Genomic DNA, 16,806 nt, shown 5'->3' with positions numbered 1-16,806 from the left:
CGACGATGGGGCCGAAGCCTCGCCTGTCGGCATATCGTCAGGACCATGAGCAGCCGGGGAGGGCAGCAATCATGACAATCAATCTGGTCTTCATAGATTCTTCCGGTGCGCGGCGTGAAATCACCTCGCCGGAAGGTCAGTCGCTGATGGAAACCGCCACGATGGCGGGTATTCCCGGAATCGACGCGGATTGCGGTGGCGCATGCGCCTGCGCGACTTGCCAAGTCTATGTGGCCGAGGAATGGGTTGGCAAGCTTCCGCCGATTGCAGAGGCTGAAGCCAACATGCTGGAGTTTGCGGCCAACCGCCAAGCCAACAGTCGCCTCGCCTGCCAGATCAGGCTGACGCCGGAACTCGACGGTCTGACCGTGACCACACCCGAATTTCAATTCTGAAATTCTGAAAGATATCGGATCCGCCCCCGGCGCGGGTTGTTTGGGAGAAAAGCCATGTCGCTTACTGAAAAGCCTGCCGATACGCCGGCCCTGAAAGCCTTTTATGACAGGATCGACAACGGGTCCTACACCGCCCTGTGGACCGTTCTGTCGAACATCATCACACCGGAGCCGCGCAGCGTGTGCCGCCCGCATCTGTGGCATTTCGATGAGGCCAAGCATTACCTGCTCGAGGCGGGCGGCCTGATCACGGCCCAGGAGGCCGAGCGGCGGGTGCTGATCCTCGAGAATCCTGGCCTGCGCGGGCAGTCGCGGATCACAACGTCGCTGTATGCCGGTCTGCAGATCGTGATGCCCGGCGAAGTCGCGCCGGCTCACCGCCACAGTCAGTCTGCCTTGCGCTTCGTGTTGGATGGCGCGGGTGCGCAGACCTCGGTCGATGGAGAGCGGACGATCATGGGGTTCGGTGATTTCGTGATCACCCCGCCCGGCGCTTGGCACGACCACGGCAACGAAAGCAGCGAACCGATGATCTGGCCTGGATGGGCTGGACATTCCGATCGTGTCGCTGTTCGACGCATCCTTCGCCGAGGAGCACCAGGAGGATCAGCAGCCGATCACCCGGCGCGACGGGGACAGCAGCTGGCGTTTCGGTGCGAACATGCTGCCGGTCGATTACGAGCCGACCCGCATGTCCTCGCCGATCTTCAACTATCCCTACGAACGCTCGCGCGAGGCGCTCGAGCATCTCAAGCTGCAAGGCGAAGTGGATCCCTGCCACGGGTTCAAGATGCGCTACATCAACCCGATCGACGGTGGCTGGGCGATGCCGACCATCTCGCCCTGCCTGCAATTGCTGCCGAAGGGCATGAAGACGAACCCCTATCGCTCGACCGATGCGACCGTGTTCGTCGTCACCGAGGGAACAGGACGCACGACTATCGCCGGAAACACCTATGAATGGGGTCCTAGGGACATCTTCGTGGTGCCGAGCTGGAAGTCGGTTGTCCACGAGGCCGGGACCGATGCCGTCATGTTCTCGTATTCCGACCGGGTCTGCCAGGAAAAGCTGGGCCTCTGGCGCGAGGACCGGGGCAACGCCCTTCCGCTCTGATTTCCTGAAATCCCTGTCTGCCCCCTTAACCGGGCGGGGTGCCCGATGCGCATCCCGCCGAACAGGAAGTCATGATGAAGCGCGACATGCTCACCGTTGATGATGTAACCGGATGCTGGGCGATCATGCCCACACCTTCCAAGCCGAACGCCTCGGATCCTTCGGCCACCGACACTGTCGACCTGGACGAGACTGCGCGCGTTGCCGAAGCTCTGGTCGCTGCGGGGGTCGATGGGATCCTGTCGCTTGGCACGCTTGGCGAATGCGCGACGACCACTTGGGACGAGAAGCAGGCGTACATGCGGACCCTCGTCGAGACCCTGCGCGGCCGGATCCCGGTCTTTGGCGGCACGACCGGACTGAACACCCGCGATTCGATCGCGATGACACGCGCCGCGCGCGAGATCGGCGTCGATGGTGTCATGCTGGGCCTGCCGATGTGGGTTCAGCCCGATGTGCCGACGGCCGTCCAGTTCTACCGTGACGTCGCGGCCGCGTGTCCCGATGTTGCGATCTGTGTCTATGCCAACCCCGAGGCGTTCAAGTTCGAATTCCCGCGGGCCTTCTGGGCACAGATCGCCGAGATCCCGCAGGTCGTCTCGGCCAAGTATATCAATATCGCAGCGCTCTACACCGACCTCAACCTGACGCGCCGCCGGATCCGCCTGATGCCCTTGGATGTCGATTATTATGCGGCTGCGCGGGTCGATCCCGAAGCGTGCAGCGCATTCTGGACCAGCGGCGCGGTCTGTGGCCCGGCGCCAGCGATCCAGCTGCGTGACCTGGTGCTGGAGGCCCGGCAGAGCGGCGACTGGTCGAAGGCCAAGGCGCTGACCGACCGGATCGGCATGACCTATCGGACGCTGTTCCCGAACGGCTCCTTCAAGGAATTTTCGGTCTATAACATCGGGATCGAAAAGGCGCGCATGGATGCCGCCGGCTGGATGACCGCCGGGCCCGTCCGTCCGCCCTACCATATCGTCCCCGAGGCGATCCTCGAGGGTGGTCGGGAATCCGGGCGGCAATGGGCGAAGCTTGCGGCCGAGCTCGAGAGGGAGGCTGGCCGTTGAGCCCGTCGCGTCTGGACTTCTACTTCGACTTCATGAGCCCTTTCGCCTATTTGGCGTTTCAGAAGCTGCCGGCAATCTGTCAGCGCCATGGGCTCGAACTCGTCCCTCATGCGGTAAACCTGCCCAAGCTGAAGCTGCTGGCCGGCAACACCGCGCCGCCGAATGTCAGCCTTCCTCTCAAGATCCGCTATCTGTCGAAGGATCTCGAGCGGTGGGCTACGCTTTACGGGGTGCCGCTGGTGTTCCCGAAATCGCTTGCGTCCGAACGGCTGAACAAGGCTTTCTTCTTTGCGCAGGATCGTGGTCAGGGCGAGGCCTTCATTCGCGAGGCCTGGGACAGGGTATGGGGCCGCGGGGTTGATCCCGCCGATCCCGCGCTTCTGGGGGAACTGGCCGGCCTGTTCGGGTGGGCGGCGGACGAACTCAATGCCTGGGTGAATTCCGCCGATGCCGGCGAGCGCTACGAGTCCGAGACCCGCGCGGCCCACGAGGCCGGGGTGTTCGGCACGCCGACAATGATCGTCGGAGACCAGATGTGGTGGGGCAATGACCGCCTCGCATTCATGGAAACGGCCCTGGAAAAGGGCCTCTGATTTCTAACAGTCGCTCTCGAGGGAGGGAGTAAGAGCATGGCTCTGCAGAAGCTTTCGCATGCGTGTTTGCGGGTTAAGAATATCGAGGAATCGGTGCGGTTTCACACCGAGGTTCTCGCGCTTGAGGAAATCACGCGCCAGGATGATGTGGTCTATCTGACCTGTGGTACCGACGGGACCTATGACGTCGCGCTGTCCGAAGGTGGCACCGGCGTGATCAGCTTTGCGATCGCGGCCGATGACGAGGATGACCTCAGGCATTACCGCAAGCGCGTCGAGGATGCCGGCGTCGAAGTGCGCGAAATGACCAACCCGGACCCGGGCGTCGAGAAACTGATCGAGTTCGACCTTCCGCCGCAGCAGCAGAAGATGCAGATCGCTCTTCTGGAGCGGACGGCGCGGCAGCATTACTACAGTCCCGCCGCGCGCGTGCGCAATCACCTCAGCGGGCTCGCACCGCTCGATCTCGACCACATCACGCTGCGTGTCGGGCCGGACGCGACCCTGACGATCGAGTTCCTTGCGAAGCATGTCGATTTCCATCCCGCCGATATCGTGGAGTTCCCCGGGGGAGAGGGTCGGCTGGCCGCCTGGATGCATGTCGGCGACTATCACCACGACGTGGCGATGTTCGCTGGTGCGCCGCACGAGACGCTGGATCACCTCGCCTGGACGATCCCGAACATGGAATACATGAAGTTGATGCTGGACCAGATCGCCCGCGGCGGCATCAACACCGAGGCCGGACCCGGCCGCCATGGTGTGGGCTCGAACATCTACTCCTACTTCTTCACGCCGGATGGCAACCGCTACGAGCTTTCGGGAGAGATGCCGCGTTGCGTCGATCGCAAGGCCGGGCCCAAAATGTGGCGTGCAGACCAGCCGGGCATCTTCAGCTCTTGGGGGCTTCCCTTCCCGGAAAGCTTCAAGGTCGGTTCCTGACCGATCTGGGCCCTGCGCCCCGGCGCGGGGCGCGACGACACCGATCGCATCGGGCCGGCGGCGCCGGCCGGGTGCATCTGCATGAAAGGGAGAGAGGATCGTGGAGCGGTTCATTATTGTGGGCGGCGGGCAGGCGGCGGCCTTCGCCGCCAAGACGTTGCGCAGCGAAGGCTTCGAGGGAGGCATCACGATCCTCTCGGAAGAGCCGTATTACCCCTATGAGCGGCCGCCCTTGTCGAAAGCCGTGCTGCAGGGCGCGGCGGATGTTCATGGCACCTGCCTGCTGACCGAGGAGGCCGCCGCGGATCTTCGGATCGAGATCACGCTCGGGCAGCGCGCCCGGTCGATCGACCGCGAGCAGCGCGTGGTCCATCTCGAGACCGGAGAGGCCCTGCAATATGACAGGCTTCTCATTGCCACCGGCAGCCGCGCGCGGCGCATCGACGGCCACTTCGCGAACAAGTCCAACGTGTTCTACCTGCGAACGCTCGACGACGCGCTTGCGCTGCGGGCAAAGCTCGGATCGGGCAAGCGCCTGGTTTCGGTGGGGGCGGGGTGGATCGGGCTCGAGGTTGCGGCGACGGCGCGCAAGCTGGGCATGGAGGCGACGGTCGTCGAGCTGGCCGACCGGATCTGTGGACGAAGCCTGCCGGCCGAGGTGGGGGCTGCGCTTGCTGACCTGCATCGCAGCCATGGAACCCGCATCTGTCTGGGGGCCGGGATCACAGCAGTCTCCGGCGCCGATCAGGTCGAAAGCCTGACGCTCTCGAGCGGTGAAACACTGCCTGTGGACGTGGTGGTTGTCGGGGTCGGTGCGATCCCCAATGACGAGATCGCCCGCGAGGCAGGGATCGAGACCGCGAATGGCGTCCTCGTGGATGAGTTTCTGCGCAGTTCCGACCCGCTAATCTTCGCCGCGGGGGACGTGGCGGCGATGCGCAGCGGGGGCGGCCCGCCGATCCGGATGGAAACCTGGGCCAATGCACAGGATCAGGGGGTGGCCGCGGCACGCAACATGCTTGGCAGGGATGTCCCCTACACGCCGAACACATGGTTCTGGTCGGATCAGTACGATGTGAATATCCAGATGATTGGCAACGTCCAGCCAGCCGCAGGAACAGCGTTGACCCGGAAGGGAGAGGGCAACGGGTTCACGCGCTTTTCGGTGGTCGATGGCCGTCTGGTCGGTGCGATCTGCTTCGGCTGTCCGCGGGACATGGCCATCGTCAGGCGGCTGCTTTCCAAGGGCTATGTCGTCACCGACGACGCGCTGGCGACGGCGCCCGACCTGCGCAAGCTTCTGTAGGAGGGAAGCGGCGCAACGTTGGGAGGGAGGGGGCCTGCCGGCTTGGCGGGCCGATCTAAAAAATAACTTTGTACCACTGCAAATCAGGGAGGTTATGCATGGGTCACTTGTCGAAGTTCGGTGCAATCTGTCTTGCAATCCTGGCCGCCACATCGACCAGCGCGCAGGATGCTACTGATGCCGGCTGGTTCTTTCGGACCGGGCCGATCGGTATCTTCTTCTCGCCGGGGGCCGACCTGTCGGTGGGCGGAGCGAAGGTCCCCGGGTCCGATGTTACCGTGGACAACAACTACTCGATCTCGTTCGACATCGGCTATCGCTTCAATAAGAACGTGTCGGCGACGTTCACCTTCGGGATTCCGCCGACGGCCGAGGTCAAGGGCTCCGGGAGCCTTGCGGGCAGCTATCTGGGCGACGTGAAGTACGCCCCCGCGATCCTTGCCCTGCAGTACCGGATCCCCACGCAGAACCCGAACTTCGAGCCCTATGTCGGTGCCGGTGTCAACTACACCACCATGCTTGAATCCGACGACCGCGACGTGGCGGGATTCGATGTCGACAGCGGGTGGGGCTTCGTGCTGCAGGCCGGTTTCGAGACGATGATCACGGAACGGATGGGCGCCTATTTCGACGTCAAGAAGATCTGGATCGAGACCGATGCCCGCGGCTTTTTCGGTGTGGGTGGTCCACCGGCCGATGCCAAGGTCACGCTCGACCCGCTGCTTGTCGGTGCCGGTATCGTCTGGCGTTTCTGACCCCGGGGGCGGCGATCTGCCGCCCCTTTCGCCAAGCGCGGGCCTCTGCGCCTCGACTCCGCGCGGGATCGCGATCTTTGTCCCACGCACGGGGCATTGCTGGTGCAGCCGGGGATGTCCCGGCTGATGTTGAATGGGTTGGGGCACGGTTTCTTGAGACAGTTCGCAGCGCTATTTTCCGATCGAAGGAGAATAGGATATGGACGACAAGAACAGCTCGACACCTGACGCAACGGATGAACCGGACCCGGTTCCTTGGACACTTGGTTAGGTTACGCGGCCATGGGCATGGCGGCAAGTTGGTGCTGGCGGCGGAGGGCCGCGGGGCTGAGGTAGCCGTTCTTCTCGACCAGCCACTCGGCGTTGTAGCGGGCGATGAAGGCGCGGACCGCCTCGCGGACGTCCTCGATGGTCTCGTAGACGCGGCCATGGACGATCTGCTCCTTCAGGGTCCGGAAGAACCGCTCGACGACGCCGTTCGTTTCGGGCTGGCCGACGAAGGCGAAGCTCGGCGTCATGCCCCAGGCCCTGATCTGGGTCTGGAAGTCGTCGGCCGTGAAGCAGCTGCCGTGATCGTGGCGCAGCTGCACGCCGCGGGCGGCGTCGCGGCCGAGGTGGCCGAACTGCTGGCGAACGGCCATGCTCGTGGCCTGAAGCGCCTCGCAGCGGGTGCCACGCTTGCTCACATGCCAGCCGAGGGCTTCGGCGTTCCAGTGCTCCACCGTGGCGAAGAGCCATACCTTGCCGTCCCGCACCGTCGTGATCTGGGTGCCGTCGGTGGCCCACATCACGTTCGGCGCGTCGGTCACGATCTTGCGGTCATGGTCCGCTTCCGGGCGTGGCCGGGCCCGATGCGGCGACAGCAGGTTGTGCTCGCGCATCAGACGCAGGACCCGCTTGCGTCCGACGTTGAGGCCGTCGAGCACCCGCAGCCGCGCCCAGACCTTCCGATGGCCCTCGCCCGACCAGGGCGAGCGGGCGAGGTCGGCCCGGATCGCCTCGAGGAGCGCGTCATCCGAGACGGAGGGCTTCGGCCCGCGTCGGCCCTTGGGCCGCACCGGGGCAGGATCCCGGGCCAGCCGGCGCGCAAGGTAGAAACTGGACCTCGGCACGCCCCAGACCTTGCAGACCCGCGCCACGCCATAGGCGCGTCCGGTGGCGGGAGAGAACGATCCGGCCATCACCGCCACCGTCTCCGGCCCAAAGGGCCTTTCTGCTCCATCTTCGCGCGCATGAGCTCGTTTTCCATGCTGAGCTCGCCGATCCGCTGGAGCGCCGCGGCGAGCTCCGGCCCCTCGGAGCCCGGATCCCGCTCCTTCACCTGTCAAGCGACACCCACCTTTACGAGCTAAGGCGACACCCAGTGTTACGAGGTTTGGCGCAACGGAGCGGCCCCGGGGGGCGCGCTGACCCCCAAGAGTCAAAGCGCGCGCTCCGGGGCCGCGGTCCGTAGTGCATTGATGGCTTGGCTCAGGCCTTCAAGGTGTCCTCGAGGTCGCGGAGCCGGTAGCTCCGGCCCTTGATGTTGAGGACATGGGCATGATGGAGCAGCCGGTCGAGGATTGCGGTGGCCAGCACCTCATCACCCGCCAGAAGTTCAGTCCAGTCGCGGATGCTCTTGTTCGTGGTGATGATCATGGCGCCGCGACCGTAGCGGTAACTTATCAGCCGGAAAAACAGGCTCGCATCTTCGCGCGTCATCGGATCATAGCCCATCTCGTCGACCAGAAGCAGCGCGGTCGACATGTACTTGCGCTTCTTGAGCCGGTTCGGTGGCAGGTGGGCGTCGGCCCGCAGGGCGGTCAGCAACTCGTCGAAGCGAAAGTATTGGACCGAGAAGCCGAGCTGGATCGCCCGGATGCCGAGACCGCACAAAAGATGCGACTTGCCCACCCCGGGCGGGCCCTGCATGAGCACGACCTCTGAGTTGCGGATCCAGGCACCGGTGGCGAGCGTCTCGATGCGCGAGCGCTTGATCGCCGGCTGGAACGCGAAGTCGAAGTTCTCCAGCGTCGCGCCGACCGGGATCTTCGCGGTCTTCAGCATTGTGCGCACGCGCCGCTCTTCGCGGCCAGAGCGTTCCGCGTCGAGCAACCGGTCCAGAAAGACATGGGCCTGCATCTCGGCCCGCACCGCCTCGGACAACAGACCCTCCAGCGCAGAGGTGGCATAGCCGAGGCCCAAGGCAGCCAGCTTCTCCCGGGTTGTGTCGATGTCGAGTCTTACTCGGGGAGCGGTCATCGCGCGACCTCCGCCAGGCGGGCGTAGAGATCAAGCGAACGGTGCTGGACCTTGGCGGCCGCGATCTCCTGCAGGCGGCGCCCCATCCGGCCAAGCGGCATCGGCGCCCGGACACGCTCGGTATCTTCGCCCTCGTAATGAGCCTCGTTGCGCAGGATCAGCATGTCGGTGCCGCGGGGATGCTCGGCGATCACCGCGCAGTCCTTGAGCATCTGCACCCGGCCGGCGAGGCCGCGAACCTCGACTTCCTGCCGCACGAAGCGAAACGGAACGCTATACTGCCGCCCCTCGAAATTGACCATGCAGTCCGGCCCGACCGGGCGGCGCACAACAATGTCGAAAGGCTCTGGCAGCGTCTCGGGCAAGGGTGTCAGCAGCCGACGCTCTTGCTCCCAGGCTGCGGCGACGCTGGTGCCGGTCGCGGGGCAGCGGAGATGGTGGGCACGTTCCTCAAGGCGGGCATCGGTCCAGACCTGCAGATCCTCAAGGCTGTCGAACACCTGGCCACGCGGATCGACCGCTTCACGCTGGTCACGCACCGTGCGCTCGACCTTGCCCTTCCCCTGCGGGTGGCGCGGCTGACAGGCGTCGACATGAAAGCACAACTGCGCGGCGAAACGGCGATACGTCTCGTTGATCGTGCCCCACGCTCCCGCGCCCCCGGACAGCGCCGTCTTGACGTTGTCGATCCGCAGCACCGCCGGAACGCCGCCGAGCCGCTGCAGGCAGGCGGTCTGGCAGGACTGCCACGAGAGCATGTCCTTCGACCGCGCCCAGACCACGGCGCGCTTGCGGCTCCACGACAGCGTTACCACCAGCGCGACAAGATCCACGGTCTCGCTGCCGATCACCATGCCGGGATACTCGGCCCAGTCCACCTGGGCCTGTGCCCCCATCGGCGTCTCGACCCGCCGCCGCGCCCGGATGGCCGGTGCCGGAAACGTCCGCTTCCAATAGCCCTGGACTGACTTCAGGCTCCCGTTGTAGCCATGCTCGCGCTTCAGCCAATCGTGCAGCGCCGCCAGGTTCACCCGGCCCACGGGCTGCTGACTGCGCCAGTGGGCAATCGCCTCGGCCACCGCTGCCGCCTTGCCAACCTGCGTCGTGCGCCCATCCACGGCCCCGGCTGCGCTGCGCCGCCGATGATATCGCACTGTTCCTTCGCTCACGCCCAGCATCCGCGCCACCGCGCTCTGGGAATGGCCCTGCTTCAGCAACACTGTCATTGCCGTCCGCGCCTCGTTCTCGAGACGACCCATCGTCACTCCCCGGCAGACCACCTGCCGGAAATCGATCAGGCCAAGACGGCACCTCGTAAAGATGGATGTCGCCTTACGGTCTCAATGGCCTGTCCCGCTACAGCAAACCAGAAACCTTCTCCGAGCTCCGAGCTCGCTCTTGGAGATTTGGCCCCGCTCCGCGCATCACCATCCCGGCCAGCGGCGCCATGTCAGCCGCACGAACAGGCCTGACAAAAGACCGCACTCGATCACATGTCCAGACGATCAGAAATTCCTTGCAAACCGAGCGGCATCCACAAAAGAAGGTTCGACATCAGACCCATCCCCTCCGCCATTTCTAACCTGTCGAACGTTCTCCGCGCTCGAATGCGGGGCTGAAACGCCAAGGAACCGCGCGGTTCGGGCGCAGATGAGAGCGGCGGTGCAAAATTCGGCCACGGTAGCGGCGGGATAGTCCTGCCGCGGGCGGCGTAAAAGTCGTCCACCTATTTTCCTTCTGCAACATGTGCAGGAGGGTCAGGGGATCTACACCGTGGACTTATATCTGAAGGTGCGTCTGGCGGTCTCGGAGGGGATGAGCCGACGTCAGGCAGCGAAGCATTTCAATATCTCACGCGACAGCGTTTCCAAGATGCTGTCGTATTCGACGCCTCCGGGCTATCGCCGTCAGGCCCCGGTGCGTCGGCCGAAGCTGGACGCCTTTGTTTCGACCATTGATCATTGGCTGGACGAAGACCTGAAGGTACCGCGCAAGCAGCGCCACACGGCCAAGCGTGTGTTCGACCGGTTGCGGGCTGAGTGCGGGTTCACCGGCGGCTATACGATCATCAAGGACTACATGCGCGAGCGGGAGCAGCGCCGGCAGGAAGTGTTCGTGCCGTTATCGCATCCGCCGGGCCACGCGCAGGCTGACTTTGGCGAGGCTGTGGTTGTCATCGGCGGCGTGGAGCAGAAGGCGCACTTCTTTGTGCTCGACCTGCCGCACAGCGACGCCTGCTATGTGCGGGCCTATCCGGCGGCGGTGTCAGAGGCCTGGATTGATGGCCACGTCCATGCGTTCGCCTTCTTCGGGGCGGTGCCACAATCGATCGTCTATGACAACGACCGCTGCCTGGTGTCGAAGATCCTGGCCGATGGCACGCGCAAGCGGACAGTGCTGTTCAGCGGCTTCCTGTCCCACTACCTGATCCGGGATCGCTATGGCCGCCCCGGCAAGGGTAATGACAAGGGAAGCGTCGAAGGCCTCGTCGGCTATGCCCGTCGCAACTTCATGGTGCCGATCCCGCGCTTTGCGACGTGGGATGAGTTCAACGCCTGGCTGGAAGAGCAATGCCGCAAGCGCCAGCGCGACAGGCTGCGCGGCGAGAGCGAGACGATCGCAGAACGGCTGCAGCGCGATCTTGCGGCGATGCGGCCGCTGCCAGCTTCGCCTTTTGAGGCCTGCGATCAGGCCAGCGGTCGGGTCTCTTCCCAGGCGCTGGTGCGCTACAGGACCAACGACTACTCCGTCCCGGTCGCCTTCGGCCATCAGGATGTATGGATCCGGGGCTATGTCGACGAGGTGGTGATCGGCTGCCGTGGCGAGATCATCGCTCGTCATCCTCGAAGCTGGGAACGGGAAGACGTTGTGTTCGACCCGCTGCATTACCTGCCGCTGATCGAACAGAAGATCAACGCGCTGGATCAGGCCGCTCCTCTTCAGGGCTGGGATCTGCCCGAGGCGTTCGCCACGCTGCGCCGCCTGATGGAAGCGCGCATGGCAAAGCATGGCCGGCGCGAGTATGTGCAGGTGCTGCGGCTGCTGGAAAGCTTCGAGCTTGCCGATCTGCATGTGGCGGTGAAGCAGGCCCTCCAGATCGGGGCCATCGGCTTCGATGCCGTCAAGCATCTTCTCCTGTGCCAGGTGGAGCGGCGGCCGCCGAGACTGGACCTGTCCATCTACCCGTACCTGCCAAGAGCCACCGTCGAGAAGACATCGGCAAAGGCCTATATGCGGCTTCTGTCGACGCATGCGGGAGATGCCGCATGAGCACCCAAGCGTCAGACAATCCCCCTGCGATCCTGCTCTCCCACACGCTCAAGACCCTCAAGCTGCCGACCTTCCAGCGCGAGTATCAGAAGCTGGCCCGGCTCTGCGCCACACAGGGCGTGGACCATGTCGGATACCTCACTCGGCTTGCTGAGCAGGAGATGATCGAACGGGATCGCCGCAAGGTCGAACGCCGCATCAAGGCGGCGAGGTTCCCGGTCGTCAAAAGCCTCGACAGCTTCGACTTCGCCGCTATCCCGAAGCTCAACAAGATGCAGGTGCTGGAGCTGGCCCGCTGCGAATGGGTCGAGCGGCGCGAGAACGTCATCGCGCTTGGCCCCAGCGGCACGGGCAAGACCCATGTGGCGCTCGGTCTCGGTCTGGCCGCCTGCCAGAAGGGCTTGTCCGTCGGCTTCACGACCGCCGCTGCCCTGGTCAGCGAGATGATGGAGGCGCGCGACGAGCGACGTCTGCTGCGTTTCCAGAAGCAGATGGCAGCCTACAAGCTCCTGATCATCGACGAACTGGGCTTCGTGCCATTGTCAAAGACCGGGGCGGAATTGCTGTTCGAGCTGATCGCGCAACGCTACGAACGCGGTGCCACCCTGATCACCAGCAATCTGCCATTCGACGAATGGACCGAGACGCTGGGATCGGAACGGCTGACCGGCGCACTGCTCGACCGGCTGACCCACCACGTCAACATCCTCGAGATGAACGGCGACAGCTATCGTCTCGCTCAAAGCCGCGCCCGAAGGGCAGGCTGAAGCCCCTCAAAAAGTCGCCAACGCCGCACGCGGGAAACTCTGGTCGGGCTACGCCCTCCCGACGTTCCCCGCGTGCGGCGTCAGGTGGCCTACTTTTACGCCGCCCAATGGACGACTTTTGCTCCGCCGTTGACAAAAAGGACAAAAAGCGCGTGATCAGCTTCCGCGCCGCCGAGCACGCGGTGCTTTCCTACAGTTCCACGACAGGCCTGTTGAAGATCGGCGGCGTGGCCAAGGCGCGCCGTGCCGATCTCGCGGAGTTATTCGCAGACAAGATTCTCGGGAAACCCGAATTCTTCGCCGGCGACGACGCGCAGAACCTCTACACGCTCGACCCGGTGCAGCGCGCGGGCTTCGGCTTCGCGTTCAACCATGACTTCGATCCGGGCATCCAGCGGGTCCAGATCACCGAGGTCCAGGTCGACCGCGTCGGCGCCGATCCGAAGACGGGGGAGACGCGAACCTTCTACTCCTATCTCGCGCGCGACGGCCGCGACAATGCGCTGGCCAGGTTGGGCGAGATGATGCCGGGCGCTCGTCTCGGGTCGGATTGGCGCCTCAACCACATCGTCCTCCGCGTTCATTTCGCGACCGGCGGCAAGTCGGCGAAGAAGGTGACCGTCAAGCTGAAGCCGCCGGCACACGCCATGTTCAAGCGTCAGCAGTTCGAGGGCCGCATTATGACGCTCCTTCGCCGCAACGGACTGCTCAATGACCGAGACGCTTCCCAGGCTGCTGTTGCGGCTGAGTGAGGCGGGCGATCCCGCAATCCTTTGGGGCCGACAGGCTTCGTCTCATGCCGGGCGCGATTTCGAGCGGCTGCTCGATCACGGCGTCCTGGTCGAGCAGGCGCCGGCAACAGAGTGGGATGTGTGCCCAGCCTGTGATTGCGGTCTCGACGCGCGACCTGTCCAGCAGGTCAAAGGGCAATACATCGCGGTTTGCCCGACGGACCGGCGCAGCGACGTCGTTCTCGGCGATGACGATCTGCGGAGCTTTCGGATTCATCCCTCCGCACTGGTCCGCGAAATCGCCATGGCGTCCGGGTTCGGAGGCACGCCGGCGCCGGTGGCGGCAGGCGTCTGGCATCTGGGGGAGACGTCGGACCAGCGGGCGCTGTTCCTCGCACTGTCGCGGGATGCAGTGCTTCAACCGGGAATGATCGGCCTGATGCGTTCGGCCGCCCGGTCGTCGCCCATCATAGTGATCGCGCCCGCGATGGCGGCGGACGAACTCGCCCGCTTCGTCGAAGCTGCGATCTCCGTCATGTCGATTGACGGTTGTCTGGGCAGGAACGCGACGGGCTTCGCGATCGACCTTTCGAAGCTGGAATCCGCTGCGACTTTCGAGCCGCGTCTGGTCATTTTCCGTCAGAGCCAGCGGGTGATCCTGGATGGCATCGAGATGCACATCCCGCAGCAGCCGTTCAAGCTTCTCGTGATTCTGGCCGAGGCTGTGGGAACTCGGAAAGGCCATTTGACCCCGCAGGAAATCGAGGCCGAGAACAGCGGCCGCAGCGCTGGCGACCTGATCCGTGACCTGAGAAATGCACTTCACGACGATCAGAAGACGCTGATCAGGACCCGCCAAAGCCCGACCCGCTATTTCCTGGGGCTGGCTGCTGGAGAGTTTGATCTGCGGCCATAGGGCAGCTGGCCCGCGTCTCGGCCCGTCTTCCCATTCTCGCCCATCCCAAACCCATCCCGCTCCCACCTGACGGATCGGCGGCTTCGGCAGGCTTGAGGTCATCAACAGTAATGACCTGAGGCCATGCCGATGCATTCTTCCATTTCCCGAGACGACCTTCAGATCCTTCTTCATGAGGCGGACATCGCCGCCCGCCGCCTCGTCCGCCAGCTGCGGCTTCCTCGCGCCGATCTCGACGATGTCCGCCAGGACCTGCTCGTTGATCTGATAGCCCGGCTTCCCGCCTACGACGCAGATCGCGGCACGCTCGGCGCCTTTGCCGGCGCCATCCTCACCAACAGGGCGACGCGCATCGCCAACAAGGTGAAGGGGGAGCGCCGGATGTATGGCGCGACGCCGATCTCGCTCGATGAGGTCATTCCCGAGAGCGACGGGCTGACCCGCGGCGACCTCATCGCCGAAGCCGACGGGCTGTCAGCGCTCTTCGGCCAGCCCGTCGATGCGTTCGCCACCGCCGAGGAGCGTCTCGATGTCGAGCGCGGTCTTGGCTCGCTCGAACCCGCCGACGGCGCTCTCTGTGCAGCCCTCTCCCGGACCACCGTCGATCGCCTTGCGGCGAGCGGCCATGGCGCCCGCAGCAGCCTCTACCGCCGCGTCAAGGACATCCGCCTTGCCCTGACGGCGATCGGTGTCCGGGCCGCGTGAGACGGTTCGGCGAGCGCGTGAGTAGGAGCCCATCATGAACGTCATTGCATCCAGATTCCCCGCGGTCCGGAACCCGCTCACCGAGATCGGACTCTGTGGTTGGGTCGGCCAGGCCGCGCCCGGCGACATCCTCGAATATCACCGTGGATTCCTCGCGCTCGACACCATGCCGCAGGGCACGCGCCTTGCCGAGCGGGAGCGGGCGGAACTCGCCCGCGTCGCGCGCCGCGCCTGGTGGGCGGCCGAGCGCGGACTGATCCATCTCGTGCAGCGTCGCCACCGGTCGGACGATTACAGCTATCTCGCCATCGCCCGCCCGAAGCCGAAGCAGGCCTCGGTCTCGCTGTCCTCGCTTCTGCTGGCGGAGGTGGCGTGATGGCATCTGATCGCAACAACCGCCCCAGCCTCGACGACATCCGCACCATGCCGGTCGGCGAGATCGCAAAGCTTCCGGCGGAGCATCTGGCGCTGCTCCAGGAAGATGCCGACTCGGCCCTGGATGCCGCCAAGCGGCTCAAGGAGTGGCTCGAAGGTGCGATCGCGCGTCGCTACGCCGACGCGGCAGCGACGGTGCGCCGGGCCGAGGGCAAGGACACCGGCCTCGTTCGTTTTGAGGACGGCGCCGTCGTCGTCGCTGCCGATCTCCCGAAGAAGGTCGACTGGGACCAATCGCTGCTCGCCGCACTCGTCGAGCGCATCCGTGCGAGCGGGGAGAACCCGGCCGATTACGTCGACATCGGCTTCAAGGTCCCCGAGCGCAAGTACACCGCCTGGCCCTCCGCCGTCCGCGAGGCCTTCGCCGCCGCCCGCACGGTGCGGACCGCCAAGCCAACCTTCCGTCTCACCATCAAGTCCGAGGATGCCCGATGACCAGCTCTGCTGCCCTGACCGAGATCCGCAAGCGCCACTACGCGCTCGAAGCGCTGCCCGACACCATCGTCATTCCGGTGCTCGGCGAGATCCGCCGCGAGCAGGTGGTCAAGCCGATCGAGGACGCCACGCTCGACGATATCGCCTTCGCCTTGCTGGGTGTCGAAGCCGAGTTCAGCGCCGTCGGCGACCGCCTGCACGCCTTGCGCAAGCTCTATGGTCTCGCCCGGCAGGCCGGCGGGCACGGGAGTGAGCGCGCGCTCGATGTCGCGTCGCGCAACACGGGAGGCCGCTGATGGCGCTGCGCATCGTCAGCGCCGACGAACGGCTGTCCGCGGCCGGCGCCAAGACCACCATGGCGATCTTCGGTCCGAGCGGCGTCGGCAAGACATCCTTGCTGAAATCGCTGCCGCCGGCCGAGACGCTCTGCATCGACCTCGAGGCGGGCATGAAGTCGGTTCAGGACTGGCCCGGCGACAGCATTCCGGTACGCACCTTCGCCGACGCCCTCGACATCGGCTGTCTCGTCGGCGGGGTCAATCCGTCGGCCGACCCGAGCGGCTTCTTCTCCGAGGCGCATTACCAGCATCTCAGGGAAAGCTATCCCGATCTCGTCCAGATGATCGCGGGCAAGCGCATCATCTTCGTCGACAGCATTACCGATCTCACGCGCCAGGCCATGGCCTGGGCGAAGACCCGGCCCGAGGCCTTCTCCGACAAGACCGGCAAACCCGACACCCGCGGCGCCTACGGGCTGCTCGCCCGCGAGGTCATCGGCCTCCTGAAGCACCTGCAGCACGCGCAGGCAAAGACCGTGATCTTCGTCGGCATCCTCGAACGCGTCACCGACGAGTTCAACCGCACGACCTGGCAGCCGCAGATGGAAGGCGGCAAGGCCGGCCGCGAGCTTCCCGGCATCGTCGATCAGGTCATCACCATGAGCCTGTTCGCGCGCGACGGGGACGGCTGGCGGCATGAGCCCGAGCGCGGCGAAGACCGCCGCCTCGTCTGCCGCGCCGGCAATCCCTGGGGCCTTCCGGCCAAGGATCGCAGCGGTCGTCTCGATGTCACCGAGCCGCCCGACCTCGGCGCGCTGCTCTCCAAGATCAACGCAACCCGGAAAGGATGACG

Annotated in this window: 19 protein-coding genes and 1 pseudogene; 17 read left to right on the top strand and 3 right to left on the bottom strand. The window is 65.0% G+C overall.

All coding sequences use genetic code 11. The features are described from left to right. The first annotated feature begins 71 nt into the window (after positions 1-71). The 8 genes and pseudogenes from SL003B_RS20605 (at position 72) to SL003B_RS20575 (ending at position 6,175) form a co-directional block, all read left to right on the top strand. The gene (locus SL003B_RS20605) at positions 72-395 is read left to right on the top strand and encodes a 2Fe-2S iron-sulfur cluster-binding protein (protein ID WP_013654809.1); all 324 of its coding nucleotides are present in this window, start codon (positions 72-74) and stop codon (positions 393-395) included. Between the two features lie 54 nt (positions 396-449). Next, positions 450-872: pseudogene (locus SL003B_RS24065) on the top strand (cupin domain-containing protein); the annotation flags it as partial. Positions 873-957: 85 nt separating this feature from the next. Continuing rightward, positions 958-1,509 carry a cupin domain-containing protein gene (locus tag SL003B_RS23900; protein WP_013654808.1) on the top strand — a complete coding sequence of 184 codons (552 nt, stop codon included), beginning with the start codon at positions 958-960 and terminating at the stop codon, positions 1,507-1,509. A 71-nt stretch (positions 1,510-1,580) separates the two neighbouring features. Continuing rightward, positions 1,581-2,579, top strand: coding sequence for a dihydrodipicolinate synthase family protein (locus tag SL003B_RS20595; RefSeq protein WP_242390290.1), 999 nt, complete (start codon positions 1,581-1,583; stop codon positions 2,577-2,579). Further along, the gene (locus tag SL003B_RS20590) at positions 2,576-3,172 is read left to right on the top strand and encodes a 2-hydroxychromene-2-carboxylate isomerase (RefSeq protein ID WP_013654806.1); all 597 of its coding nucleotides are present in this window, start codon (positions 2,576-2,578) and stop codon (positions 3,170-3,172) included. The genes SL003B_RS20595 and SL003B_RS20590 overlap by 4 nt, the downstream gene beginning before the upstream one ends. Before the next feature lie 36 nt (positions 3,173-3,208). After that, positions 3,209-4,114, top strand: a complete 906-nt coding sequence (locus SL003B_RS20585; protein ID WP_013654805.1) for a VOC family protein — start codon at positions 3,209-3,211, stop codon at positions 4,112-4,114. A 100-nt stretch (positions 4,115-4,214) separates the two neighbouring features. After that, entirely contained in the window at positions 4,215-5,420 is a 1,206-nt protein-coding gene (locus SL003B_RS20580) for an NAD(P)/FAD-dependent oxidoreductase (protein WP_013654804.1), read from the top strand. Between the two features lie 98 nt (positions 5,421-5,518). Beyond that, positions 5,519-6,175 carry an OmpW/AlkL family protein gene (locus SL003B_RS20575; protein WP_013654803.1) on the top strand — a complete coding sequence of 219 codons (657 nt, stop codon included), beginning with the start codon at positions 5,519-5,521 and terminating at the stop codon, positions 6,173-6,175. A 272-nt stretch (positions 6,176-6,447) separates the two neighbouring features. On the opposite strand, the gene SL003B_RS20570 is transcribed toward SL003B_RS20575, so the two are convergent. The 3 genes from SL003B_RS20570 to istA (SL003B_RS20560) all read right to left on the bottom strand — a co-directional run bounded on the left by SL003B_RS20570 (position 6,448) and on the right by istA (SL003B_RS20560) (position 9,675). Beyond that, positions 6,448-7,356 (bottom strand): IS3 family transposase, encoded by a 909-nt coding sequence (locus SL003B_RS20570; protein WP_013654802.1) that lies wholly within the window; start codon positions 7,354-7,356, stop codon positions 6,448-6,450. Between the two features lie 289 nt (positions 7,357-7,645). Then, positions 7,646-8,416 carry an IS21-like element helper ATPase IstB gene (istB, locus tag SL003B_RS20565; protein ID WP_041375673.1) on the bottom strand — a complete coding sequence of 257 codons (771 nt, stop codon included), beginning with the start codon at positions 8,414-8,416 and terminating at the stop codon, positions 7,646-7,648. Beyond that, positions 8,413-9,675 (bottom strand): IS21 family transposase, encoded by a 1,263-nt coding sequence (istA, locus tag SL003B_RS20560; RefSeq protein ID WP_013654800.1) that lies wholly within the window; start codon positions 9,673-9,675, stop codon positions 8,413-8,415. Before istA (SL003B_RS20560) ends, istB (SL003B_RS20565) begins: the two co-directional genes overlap by 4 nt. A gap of 514 nt (positions 9,676-10,189) precedes the next feature. On the opposite strand from istA (SL003B_RS20560), the gene istA (SL003B_RS20555) reads away from it, so the two are divergent. From istA (SL003B_RS20555) to SL003B_RS20515, 9 genes are all read left to right on the top strand, one after another. Next, positions 10,190-11,686: an IS21 family transposase gene (istA, locus tag SL003B_RS20555; RefSeq protein WP_013650724.1), complete on the top strand. Its 1,497-nt coding sequence runs from the start codon at positions 10,190-10,192 to the stop codon at positions 11,684-11,686. Beyond that, complete coding sequence (gene istB, locus SL003B_RS20550; protein WP_013650723.1) at positions 11,683-12,453, top strand: IS21-like element helper ATPase IstB; 771 nt, start codon at positions 11,683-11,685, stop codon at positions 12,451-12,453. Before istA (SL003B_RS20555) ends, istB (SL003B_RS20550) begins: the two co-directional genes overlap by 4 nt. Before the next feature lie 152 nt (positions 12,454-12,605). Then, positions 12,606-13,205 carry a hypothetical protein gene (locus SL003B_RS20545; protein ID WP_013654799.1) on the top strand — a complete coding sequence of 200 codons (600 nt, stop codon included), beginning with the start codon at positions 12,606-12,608 and terminating at the stop codon, positions 13,203-13,205. Beyond that, positions 13,165-14,100, top strand: a complete 936-nt coding sequence (locus SL003B_RS20540) for a hypothetical protein (protein WP_013654798.1) — start codon at positions 13,165-13,167, stop codon at positions 14,098-14,100. The genes SL003B_RS20545 and SL003B_RS20540 overlap by 41 nt, the downstream gene beginning before the upstream one ends. A gap of 123 nt (positions 14,101-14,223) precedes the next feature. Further along, positions 14,224-14,805 (top strand): sigma factor, encoded by a 582-nt coding sequence (locus tag SL003B_RS20535; protein ID WP_041375671.1) that lies wholly within the window; start codon positions 14,224-14,226, stop codon positions 14,803-14,805. 34 nt (positions 14,806-14,839) lie between these two features. Continuing rightward, positions 14,840-15,181, top strand: a complete 342-nt coding sequence (locus SL003B_RS20530; protein WP_013654796.1) for a hypothetical protein — start codon at positions 14,840-14,842, stop codon at positions 15,179-15,181. Next, positions 15,181-15,675 carry a hypothetical protein gene (locus SL003B_RS20525; RefSeq protein ID WP_013654795.1) on the top strand — a complete coding sequence of 165 codons (495 nt, stop codon included), beginning with the start codon at positions 15,181-15,183 and terminating at the stop codon, positions 15,673-15,675. The genes SL003B_RS20530 and SL003B_RS20525 overlap by 1 nt, the downstream gene beginning before the upstream one ends. Beyond that, the gene (locus tag SL003B_RS20520; protein WP_013654794.1) at positions 15,672-15,971 is read left to right on the top strand and encodes a hypothetical protein; all 300 of its coding nucleotides are present in this window, start codon (positions 15,672-15,674) and stop codon (positions 15,969-15,971) included. The genes SL003B_RS20525 and SL003B_RS20520 overlap by 4 nt, the downstream gene beginning before the upstream one ends. After that, positions 15,971-16,804, top strand: a complete 834-nt coding sequence (locus SL003B_RS20515; protein WP_013654793.1) for an ATP-binding protein — start codon at positions 15,971-15,973, stop codon at positions 16,802-16,804. Before SL003B_RS20520 ends, SL003B_RS20515 begins: the two co-directional genes overlap by 1 nt. The last annotated feature ends 2 nt before the right edge of the window (positions 16,805-16,806 follow it).

This window comes from Polymorphum gilvum SL003B-26A1 (genome assembly GCF_000192745.1).
Taxonomy (GTDB): Bacteria; Pseudomonadota; Alphaproteobacteria; order Rhizobiales; family Stappiaceae; genus Polymorphum; species Polymorphum gilvum.
This window is presented reverse-complemented; position numbering and strand designations above follow the sequence as displayed.

Excerpts from the sequence above, each read along its gene's own strand:
- SL003B_RS20605 (WP_013654809.1), top strand. The coding sequence starts at position 72 with ATGACAATCAATCTGGTCTTCATAGATTCTTCCGGTGCGCGGCGTGAA.
- SL003B_RS20595 (WP_242390290.1), top strand. The coding sequence starts at position 1,581 with ATGATGAAGCGCGACATGCTCACCGTTGATGATGTAACCGGATGCTGG.
- SL003B_RS20585 (WP_013654805.1), top strand. The coding sequence starts at position 3,209 with ATGGCTCTGCAGAAGCTTTCGCATGCGTGTTTGCGGGTTAAGAATATC.
- SL003B_RS20575 (WP_013654803.1), top strand. The coding sequence starts at position 5,519 with ATGGGTCACTTGTCGAAGTTCGGTGCAATCTGTCTTGCAATCCTGGCC.
- SL003B_RS20570 (WP_013654802.1), bottom strand. The coding sequence starts at position 7,356 with ATGGCCGGATCGTTCTCTCCCGCCACCGGACGCGCCTATGGCGTGGCG.
- istB (WP_041375673.1), bottom strand. The coding sequence starts at position 8,416 with ATGACCGCTCCCCGAGTAAGACTCGACATCGACACAACCCGGGAGAAG.
- istA (WP_013654800.1), bottom strand. The coding sequence starts at position 9,675 with ATGGGTCGTCTCGAGAACGAGGCGCGGACGGCAATGACAGTGTTGCTG.
- istB (WP_013650723.1), top strand. The coding sequence starts at position 11,683 with ATGAGCACCCAAGCGTCAGACAATCCCCCTGCGATCCTGCTCTCCCAC.
- SL003B_RS20540 (WP_013654798.1), top strand. The coding sequence starts at position 13,165 with ATGACCGAGACGCTTCCCAGGCTGCTGTTGCGGCTGAGTGAGGCGGGC.
- SL003B_RS20535 (WP_041375671.1), top strand. The coding sequence starts at position 14,224 with ATGCCGATGCATTCTTCCATTTCCCGAGACGACCTTCAGATCCTTCTT.
- SL003B_RS20530 (WP_013654796.1), top strand. The coding sequence starts at position 14,840 with ATGAACGTCATTGCATCCAGATTCCCCGCGGTCCGGAACCCGCTCACC.
- SL003B_RS20525 (WP_013654795.1), top strand. The coding sequence starts at position 15,181 with ATGGCATCTGATCGCAACAACCGCCCCAGCCTCGACGACATCCGCACC.
- SL003B_RS20520 (WP_013654794.1), top strand. The coding sequence starts at position 15,672 with ATGACCAGCTCTGCTGCCCTGACCGAGATCCGCAAGCGCCACTACGCG.
- SL003B_RS20515 (WP_013654793.1), top strand. The coding sequence starts at position 15,971 with ATGGCGCTGCGCATCGTCAGCGCCGACGAACGGCTGTCCGCGGCCGGC.